Here is an 8514-nt window from a genome sequence, read left to right as displayed (position 1 = left end):
TTGCCGGCCTGACCGGCTCAGGCTTCGCGGTCGAGGGGGCCAGGCCCGCCCGCAACAGCGCGCTGCTCGCCGCCGGGCTCGACCTCAGGCTCAGCCCCTCCGTCACGCTCGGCGCCCGGCTCGACGGCGAACTCTCCGGCTCCACCAACCGCCTCGGCGGCCAGGCCCAGGTCAGGGTCAGCTTCTAGATCATCGGACCGGATATCGTATCCAGTCCGATGATCTAACCCTTTGTCTTTGCATCGGCTTCCCCGAAAAATCCCAATCCACTTTTCGGGCCGATGCTAAGGCGYGGGCATTCCGGCCGCGTGCATGAGCTCGGTCGAATGACAGCCATCGGAGTTGCAGCCGAAGGCTGCCCGCGCTTAAACGCAGCATGYGCCAGGCCCTGCTGATCGTGGACGTGCAAGCCAGCTTTTCGCCGCCGGAATGGCTGATCCAGGGTATTGCGGCTGTCGTAGCCGGTATGCCCTCAGTCGCGACGGTCGAGAGGCATGACGAGGCGGTGACGCCTTTCGAGCGTCAGTTGGGCTGGAAACCCGGCCTGTCGGACGAGAGCCTGGTTCCCGCCGATCGCGTCTTCGTCAAGCACGGCTATCTGCCGCCGGCCGCGATGATCGACCATCTCCAAGGCATGCAGCTGGAGCGTGTGCTGGTCTGCGGCCTGCAGGCCGACACCTGCGTCCTCGCCGCCGGCTTTGCCCTCTTTGATGCCGGGCTCAGTCCGGCGCTCCTGAGTTGGTTGACCGTCGGCTCCTCCTTGGATCGTTCCGGCGAATTGGGTGTCCGGCTCTGGCGCCACCATTTCGGTGCGGTGATCCTGAGCCCTGATGAGCTTCTGGCGGGTTAGCGCGGCCTTGGCTCCGATCCGGCTCGATGTAGCATGACGAAGCATTAATGCCCGCGTCATCGAACAGATCGGCCCGCCTCCCTATGCGGAGTGTGCTCGGTGTTTCGCTTTCAGGACGCGTCGCGTGAGTGATCTGACGCGATACCGATCGCCTGGCCTCGAGTGCAGGTCGAAGCAGTGAATGCTCCCTGCGCGCGTCGTTACTCGTACCGGGAATACCCGGGCGAGGCCTCGGCCCGCGGGAGGAGGCGCCGTGATGGGGAGATAGCGGCGCCTCCTCTTCGATCGCGCATGGAGCGGTCGGCATCTCGAGGCCGGCGAGCCTGGCGGCATGACGTGTGTCGCGCTGGGCTCAGCGTCGTCCCGACTGGGGGCGCTGGGCGGCCATCACCCAAGAAAAAAGGGCCACGCCAAAGGCGCAGCCCGAAGTCTAGGGAGGAAACGCCCAAGGAGGGCGCCACAGCATCTCTGCTGCGGTGCACAGGAGATAGGGCGGCACTCTCGCGACTGCAAGAGGAAAAGGGCAGTATCGCTGCCCTTTTTTCAGGCGGCCTGCTCAGCCTTGCTGCACGGCCGCGGGATCCATCCACATCACCTCCCAGACATGGCCGTCGAGATCCTGGAAGCCGTGGCCATACATGAAGCCGTGGTCCTGCGGTTTCGCATAGGTCTTGCCGCCGGCGGCGACCGCAGCATTGACCATCGTGTCGACATCGGCGCGGCTTTCGCGCGACAGGCAGGTCAGGACCTCGGTGACCTTGGTCGCGTCGGCAATCGGCTGCGGTGCAAAGCCTGCGAATTTCTCGTGCGTCAGCAGCATTGCGAAGATGGTGTCACTGATCACCATGCAGGCGGCGGTGTCATCGGTGAATTGCGGGTTGAAGTTGAAACCGAGCGCCTTGAAGAAGGCCATGGACTTCTGCAGGTCCTTCACCGGCAGGTTGACGAAGATCATCTGGGGCATGGTCGTTCCTTGCTTGTTTTTGGTGGTGTGGGTTGGGAAACGGCCGCCGCCATAGGCGGTAGCAGTCAGGGCTGGGACAGTGCCCTGAGATCGTGCCGGAAACGGTCAGGATCCGTCCCGGGCAAGAGCGCGTCGACCTCGCGGTGGATGCGCTCCCAGGTCGGGACGGCGAGGAGGAGCAATGCATGCCCGGCTGGCTGCAATGTCAGCAGCCGGCTGCGCCGATCATCCGGATCGCTGTCGACCGAAACGAGACCGCGCCGCTCGAGCGGCTTGAGCGCCGCCGTCAGGGTGGTGCGGTCCATGGCAAGGAGGTTTGCCACCGGGCCGAGGCTCGGTGGTTGCGGGCGATTGAGCGACATCAGCAGCGAGAATTGCTGGTTCGTCAGCTCAAACGGTCGCAAAGCCTCGTCAAAGCGCCGCGCAAGTGCCCTGGCTGCCCGCTGCACATGCAGGCACAGGCAATGGTCCCGCACATGCAATGTGGTCTCGAAGGGCAGTCGGTTCTCGGCGGAAAGGGGGATGGGCTTTGACATGAAGTTTTTATGTTGATATCAACTTATCTTGTCAAGAGGGGCGTTTCTGAAGGAGGAAGGCCATGCAGCAACACCCGGTTGTTTCACGCGAGGACTGGCTTGCCGCGCGCAAGGTTCTGCTCGCCCGCGAGAAGGAAGAGACGCGTCTGCGCGACGCGGTGAATGCCGAGCGAAGCGCCTTGCCCTGGGTCCGGGTCGAGAAGAACTATGTCTTCGACACCCTGACAGGGAGGCGGCGGCTGGCGGAGCTGTTCGACGGGCGCAGCCAGCTGATGATCTATCATTTCATGTTCGGGCCGGAATGGGAGGCAGGTTGCCCCGGTTGTTCCTTCCTGGCTGATCATCTCGACGGCACGCTGGCGCATCTGAACAATCACGACGTGACATTGGTCGCAGTTTCGCGCGCGCCGCTGCAGAAGATCGAGGCCTATAAGCGTCGCATGGGCTGGCGCTTCCCCTGGGTCTCGTCCCATGGCAGCGACTTCAATTTCGACTACCACGTCTCGTTCACGCCCGAGCAGCTCAAGGGGGAGAGCGTCCGCTACAATTTCACCGATACGCCGGTGGGCAATGCGCATGACGAACTGCCCGGACTGAGCTCATTCATCCGCAACGAAGCCGGCGAGGTGTTTCATACCTATTCGAGCTATGCGCGGGGCCCGGAGGAGCTGATCGGCACACTGATGATCCTCGACCGCGCCCCCAAGGGCCGCAATGAGGACTCGACCATGAGTTTCGTCAAGCGCCACGACGAGTACGAGACGGTGCCGATGGCCGCAGCCTGCTGCGCGTGATTGAAGGCCTGGTGCGCCCGGAACCCGGGCGTCACCCGGCCGATGAGAAGCGCAGGACCGGGGTCCATGCCAGCCTTGAACCATCCAGGTTCGGGCACGGCCCCCGGGGCTCTCTTCACCGCCCCGTCCGGCRGCGAGGCCAGAATGGCTCACCCCCGCGCCACGCTCGCGCGCTTCACGATGCCGGCCAGTTCCGGCGATGGATCGAGCGTGCCGAAGACATAACCCCAGTCGGCATCGAGCCTGGAGCGGCAGAAGGTCTCGAACACCGCCTCGTCCGCGTGCTTCTTCAGCTCCGAGGCCTGCAGCGCATAGGCCATCAGGTTGGCGAGCCGGCGGCCATGGCCGTCGTCATTGCGCGGTTTGGCCACCTCGTCGTCGAGCCTGTCGAGCCAGCGGTCGAGCGCACGGTTGACGCCCCGAGCGGAGCCGAGCTCGGCCATGAAGGCCTCCTTCGTATGTGGATCGCGGTTGAACGAGCGCAGGACGTCCATGCACATCATGTTCGAGGTGCCTTCCCAGATCGCGTTCAGCGGCGCCTCGCGATAGAGCCGTGCCATCGGGTTCTCCTCGATGAAGCCGTTGCCGCCATGGCATTCCAGCGCCTCGACGACGAAGGCGGCCGCGCGCTTGCAGTTCCAGAATTTCGCCAGCGGTGTCGAAACCCGTGCGACATGCCGCTCCTGCTCGCTGCTCTCCATCGCGTCCGTTGCGGCGGCGACGCGGAAGGCCATCAGGGTCGAGGCTTCGGAGTCGATTGCGAGATCGGCAAGAATATTGGTCATCATCGGCTGTTCGGCCAGCGAGGAGCCAAAGCCCCTGCGCGATTGTGTGTGGTTGAGCGCCAGGGTCAGCGCCTGCCGCATCAGCCCCGCCGAGCCGATGGCGAAATCCAGCCGGGTCAGATGGGCGTGGCCGAGGATCTCGCGGATGCCGTGCCCCTCTTCGCCGACCAGCCAGCCCAGGCACTCGCGGAATTCGACCTCCGACGAGGCGTTCGAGCGGTTCCCCGCCTTGTCCTTCAGCCGCTGGATCTGCAGCCGGTTGCGGCTGCCATCCGGCAGGAAGCCGGGGGCGAAGAAGCAGGAGACGCCGCTCTCGCTGCGCGCGAGTGTGAAGAACCCGTCCGATTGCGGGACCGAGAAGAACCATTTGTGTCCGGTGATCAGATAGACGCGCCCCTCCGGCGTATCCTCCAGATAGCGCGCGGTCGTCTGGGTCTGCCGGAGGTCCGATCCGCCCTGCTTCTCGGTCATCGCATAGCCGATGCTCGCCCCTGTCTTCTGTGAGACCGGGAGTGGGCGCTTGTCATACTGGCCAGAGGTGATCTTCTCGCGCCAGAGCGAGAACTCAGGCTGGGCCAGGCCCGGCCAGGCGGCATAGGTCATGCCGGTCGGGCAGCCGACCCCATGTTCGATCTGGTTCCAGACATAGGAGAGGACGCCACGCGCGACATGGCCGTTCGGCTCCGTCGTCGTCCAGGCCAGCGAGGGCACCTCGTGCCGGAAGGCGAGCGCCATCAATTCGTGCCAGGCTGGATGAAATTCGACCCAGTCGATGCGGTTGCCGAAGCGATCATGCGTCCTGAGTTCCGGCGTAAACCTGTTGGCGAGACGCGCCAGATCCTGCACCGTCTCATCGCCGGCATGGGCGCCGAGCGCCATCGCTCTGCCTGCAACCCAGGGAGCCTGGCGCGTGACGACGCCCTGCAGCACCGCGTCGTCGGAGAAGGCGTTCCAGCCCGTGGCTGGGCGCGCCTGGTTCAGCACCTGATCGGTCGAGGCAAGGGCGTGCACGGTCATGTTGGTCCTCTGGTCAGGTCCGGCGCGCCGGCTATCCCGTCCCGGGACGGGGAATGAAGGGGATCAGAGGCTGACGGGTTGCGCTATTCAGCCGCTTCGCGCGGGGCCCCGCCCGGCATTTCCGGCACCTCGCAACCGGCGACACAACAGCGCCCAGGCTGCTTCGAGACCCTGCCGCCATCGGCGAGGACGCCCCGTCCGAGCAGGCTCTCGACCAGTTCGACCTTCTCCGCCACCGGGTAGTTGCGCCAGATCTCGCGCTTCATCGCTTCCGGCGAGCCGCCGCCATGCAGCGAGATCACCGAATACCAGCCGGCCTCCTTCGAGACGGTGAGATCCTCGATGAAGCGCGCGACCTCGGCGCGCTGCGCGTGCGGGATATCGGGGCGGCCCGCGAGCACGGCAGACAACGAGGCAGCGGTCTCGGGATTATGGTCCTCATCCGGGCCTGGCAGCGCCRCGATCAACCCGCCCGATACGTAATGGGCGATGCGGTGCATGTCGTAGATCTGCGTGGCCAACAGCAGCTTGCCGATATTGGAGAAGACGCTGTCAGGCATCACCGAGCCTGCTGGATCTTTCTGGCAGTAGACGGAGGCCGCGACACCGCAGGCGAAAAATCCTTCGGTGATCTTGATCAACTCGACCATCTGTTCGCGGACATGGCCGTGGCGCTCGGTATCGAGCCCGTTGGCCTCGATCATCAGTGCGCCGGCGCCGATCAGGAGATCGCCGAACCCGGCTCTGGCGCCGATGCAGGAATGGCGGTGATGCGTCGCGTAGCTCGTGGTCAGGAAGCCGCCTTCCTCGGTCTCGCCGGCAAGGAAGACGCGGTCCCATGGCACGAAGACATCGTCGAACATCACGACGCCGGTCGACTGGCCGTATTGCGACGAGAATTTCGCGGCTCGATCTCCGGGGCGTCCGGCAGGTCGCGCTACGATGGTGACGCCCGCGGCATCGCAGGGCACGGCGCAGCAGACCGCGAAATCCTCGTCGCCCGGCACGTGGGTTCGGCAGGGCATCACCAGGAATTCGTGCATATAGGGCGCGCCGGTGACGATGGCCTTGGTGCCGCGAATGACGATGCCGTCCTTCCGCCGCTCCTTGATGTGAACATAGGAATCCGGGTTCGCCTGTGCGCCCGGTCGCTTCGAACGGTCACCCTTGGCGTCGGTCATGGCGACGCCGAGCGTCAGGTCCTTGTCCTGAACCTCGTGCAGATAGGCGCGGAAGCGTTGCGCATAATCGGTGCCGTGACGGGCGTCGGTGAGCGCTGTCGCCTGCCAGAGCGCATTCAGCGCATCATGGCTGAGATAGCGCTGGGCGCAGCCCGAGATATTGCAGACCAGCCGAACCGCCTCGAGCTTGGCGAGCAGGTCGCCGGAGCTTTCGTTGATGTGCAGCATGCGGTTGACGGTCTTGCCGGAGCTTGTCTGCCGCGCCGTCATCACCGGGAGATGGGCCTCCTGATGGGCGAGGTCGTAGGTGATCCCGACCGCGTTGATGCCCGGAGCGAGCAAGGGCTCGTCAGCCACGCTCTCGACACGCTGGCCGTTGACGAAAACCCGCGGATGATAGGCGCGCAGCGACTCGCGGTAGCCCGCAGCATCCATCAGCATGGGCGTGTCCTCTTGATATTTGAGTGTTGCCCGTAAAATTGAACGCCGTTAGAATTTTCGTCAACTCAAATCTGGAGCGATGCTGAGGTGGCAGTGGCCGAGACGATGCGAGGTCGCCGCAAGCGGGCGGTCACGGAACTCAGGCGCGGGCTGATCCTCGACGCCGCACGCACGATCTTCGAGCGCGATGGGTTGGATGGCGCCTCGCTGCGCGGCATCGCGGCTGAGGCCGGCTACACGCCGGCGGCGCTCTACTTCCATTTCGATTCCAAGGAGGCGCTCTATGCCGAGGTCCTTGGCCAGTCGCTGTCGGCACTGCGCGACCATGTCGACAAGGCGGTCGAAGGGGCTGCTACGCCGGAAGCCCGCTTCCGCCTGGCAGCGCTCGCCTTCTTCGATTTCTATGCGGCTCATCCCAGGGATCTCGATCTCGGCTTCTACCTGTTCCGTGGCGGCATGCGCCCCCATGGGCTCGGCCGCGAGCGGGACAAGGCCCTGAACGAGGCCCTGGAGGCGGGGCTCTCGCCAATCAGGCACGCGGTCGAACAGATGGGCCGCGATCAGGAGACGGCACGGCTGGCCATGGCCGATGCCTTCGCCCATGCTTCGGGCGTGCTGTTGCTCGCCCATACGCAGCGGCTGAGGATGTTCGGGGCGCAGGCGCGCGCCCTGATGGAACGCTATGTCGATGTCCAGATCGGACAATTGCTGATGAAGGGAGAGCGTCCATGACACTGCTGAAGGTCGAGCGCGCCCGCCTCGTCATCATCGATTTTCAGGCGCGCCTGATGCCCGTGATCCATGACGGGCCGCGCATGGTCGCGAATGCACGACGGCTCGTCGAGGCGGCGGCCCTGCTCGATGTTCCCGTGGTGATGACCGAGCAGAACCCGGCCGGGCTCGGCAGCACGGTGCCGGAACTGTCGGGCGCCGGTCCGGTGGTGACCAAGATGAGCTTCGATGCCTGTGCCGAACCGGCCTTTCTCGGCGCGCTGGAAGAGGACGAAGAGCTGATTGTCTGCGGTTGCGAGGCGCATGTTTGTGTCGGCCAGACGGTTCTTGGGCTGCTGACGCAATGGCGCCGCGTCCTCGTGGTGCAGGACGCGATCGGCTCACGCGCTGCGGAGAACAAGGAGGCTGCGATCCGGCGCATGTCCGCTCATGGCGCCGAGATGGTCACGACCGAGATGGTCCTGTTCGAATGGCTGCGGACGGCGGAACACCCGCAATTCCGCGCCGTGTCCAAGCTGATCAAATGAGGATGCGAATGACCAAGCCTGCCATCTGGTATTTCGACCTCATCTCACCCTTTGCCTATCTGGCATTGACGAAGCTCGACGCGATTGAAGAGCTGCGGCCTGTCGTGATGAAGCCGATCGTCTTTGGTGCCGTGCTCAAGCATTGGGGCCAGCTCGGCCCGGCCGAGATCGCGCCGAAGCGTGTCCACACCTATCGTCTCGCGACGCACCTGGCCCAATCGCTGGGCGTGCCCTTCCGCTTCCCGCCGAGCCACCCGTTCAACCCGCTCGCCATGCTGCGCCTGTTGACCGCGCTCGATGGGCAGAAGGGCGCGGTCCGCGAAGCCTTTCGGCTGATCTGGGGGCAGGGGCGCGACGGTAACGATCCAGCCGTGCTGGCCGAGGTGGCGGCCGCGGCCGGAGATCCTGCTGCGCTCGGCCGTATCGGCGAACAGCCGGTCAAGGATGCGCTGCGCCTGGCCACGGAAGAGGCCGTCGCGGCGGGGGTCTTCGGCGTGCCGAGCCTGCTGATCGACGGCGAAGTCTTCTGGGGCGTCGACGCCATGACGATGGCGCGTGACTATCTGGTGGCGCCGGAACGTTTCCTGAGCGGCGAAATGGCGCGGGTTTCGAGCCTGCCCGTCGGAGTTCGACGGCAGCTCTGAGCGGCAGGGGAGAGTCGGCGCAGTTTCACCATCTTGTCGTCCC

Annotated in this window: 10 protein-coding genes; 6 read left to right on the top strand and 4 right to left on the bottom strand. The window is 65.0% G+C overall.

The genetic code is table 11. The annotated features are described in order from the left end of the window. Both AC1DRP_RS08980 and AC1DRP_RS08975 read left to right on the top strand, forming a co-directional pair. Positions 1-188, top strand: a 188-nt coding sequence (locus tag AC1DRP_RS08980) for a hypothetical protein (protein WP_476768319.1), incomplete at its 5' end; no start/stop codon positions are given. 188 nt (positions 189-376) lie between these two features. Next, positions 377-850, top strand: coding sequence for a cysteine hydrolase family protein (locus AC1DRP_RS08975; protein WP_476768318.1), 474 nt, complete (start codon positions 377-379; stop codon positions 848-850). A gap of 556 nt (positions 851-1406) precedes the next feature. Here the strand turns inward: AC1DRP_RS08975 and AC1DRP_RS08970 are convergent. Both AC1DRP_RS08970 and AC1DRP_RS08965 read right to left on the bottom strand, forming a co-directional pair. After that, complete coding sequence (locus tag AC1DRP_RS08970) at positions 1407-1814, bottom strand: VOC family protein (protein WP_441490382.1); 408 nt, start codon at positions 1812-1814, stop codon at positions 1407-1409. Positions 1815-1879: 65 nt separating this feature from the next. Next, a complete protein-coding gene (locus AC1DRP_RS08965; protein WP_441490381.1) occupies positions 1880-2350 on the bottom strand; it encodes a MarR family winged helix-turn-helix transcriptional regulator in 471 nt (156 codons plus the stop codon). Between the two features lie 62 nt (positions 2351-2412). Between AC1DRP_RS08965 and AC1DRP_RS08960 the strand changes: the two genes are divergently transcribed. Further along, entirely contained in the window at positions 2413-3144 is a 732-nt protein-coding gene (locus tag AC1DRP_RS08960) for a DUF899 domain-containing protein (RefSeq protein ID WP_441490380.1), read from the top strand. Between the two features lie 149 nt (positions 3145-3293). On the opposite strand, the gene AC1DRP_RS08955 is transcribed toward AC1DRP_RS08960, so the two are convergent. Together AC1DRP_RS08955 and AC1DRP_RS08950 are read right to left on the bottom strand one after the other, a co-directional pair. Further along, positions 3294-4946, bottom strand: coding sequence for an acyl-CoA dehydrogenase family protein (locus AC1DRP_RS08955; protein ID WP_476768317.1), 1653 nt, complete (start codon positions 4944-4946; stop codon positions 3294-3296). 83 nt (positions 4947-5029) lie between these two features. Beyond that, positions 5030-6568: a 4-hydroxyphenylacetate 3-hydroxylase family protein gene (locus tag AC1DRP_RS08950; protein ID WP_476768316.1), complete on the bottom strand. Its 1539-nt coding sequence runs from the start codon at positions 6566-6568 to the stop codon at positions 5030-5032. A 93-nt stretch (positions 6569-6661) separates the two neighbouring features. Here AC1DRP_RS08950 and AC1DRP_RS08945 point away from each other — a divergent pair, with 93 nt between their 5' ends. From AC1DRP_RS08945 to AC1DRP_RS08935, 3 genes are read left to right on the top strand one after another with little or no spacing between them, the layout of a single operon-like run. Next, a complete protein-coding gene (locus AC1DRP_RS08945) occupies positions 6662-7300 on the top strand; it encodes a TetR/AcrR family transcriptional regulator (protein WP_441507482.1) in 639 nt (212 codons plus the stop codon). Next, positions 7297-7827: an isochorismatase family protein gene (locus tag AC1DRP_RS08940; protein ID WP_441507483.1), complete on the top strand. Its 531-nt coding sequence runs from the start codon at positions 7297-7299 to the stop codon at positions 7825-7827. Before AC1DRP_RS08945 ends, AC1DRP_RS08940 begins: the two co-directional genes overlap by 4 nt. A gap of 8 nt (positions 7828-7835) precedes the next feature. After that, entirely contained in the window at positions 7836-8471 is a 636-nt protein-coding gene (locus AC1DRP_RS08935) for a 2-hydroxychromene-2-carboxylate isomerase (RefSeq protein ID WP_441507484.1), read from the top strand. The last annotated feature ends 43 nt before the right edge of the window (positions 8472-8514 follow it).

The organism is Allobosea sp. 01N443 (assembly GCF_056399325.1).
The sequence above is the reverse complement of the archived record's forward strand: the minus strand, read 5'-3'. Positions and strand labels throughout refer to the sequence as shown.

What these genes read in the sequence shown, in the direction of transcription:
- AC1DRP_RS08970 (WP_441490382.1), bottom strand. Translation starts at nt 1,814, where the DNA reads ATGCCCCAGATGATCTTCGTCAACCTGCCGGTGAAGGACCTGCAGAAG.
- AC1DRP_RS08965 (WP_441490381.1), bottom strand. Translation starts at nt 2,350, where the DNA reads ATGTCAAAGCCCATCCCCCTTTCCGCCGAGAACCGACTGCCCTTCGAG.
- AC1DRP_RS08960 (WP_441490380.1), top strand. Translation starts at nt 2,413, where the DNA reads ATGCAGCAACACCCGGTTGTTTCACGCGAGGACTGGCTTGCCGCGCGC.
- AC1DRP_RS08955 (WP_476768317.1), bottom strand. Translation starts at nt 4,946, where the DNA reads ATGACCGTGCACGCCCTTGCCTCGACCGATCAGGTGCTGAACCAGGCG.
- AC1DRP_RS08940 (WP_441507483.1), top strand. Translation starts at nt 7,297, where the DNA reads ATGACACTGCTGAAGGTCGAGCGCGCCCGCCTCGTCATCATCGATTTT.
- AC1DRP_RS08935 (WP_441507484.1), top strand. Translation starts at nt 7,836, where the DNA reads ATGACCAAGCCTGCCATCTGGTATTTCGACCTCATCTCACCCTTTGCC.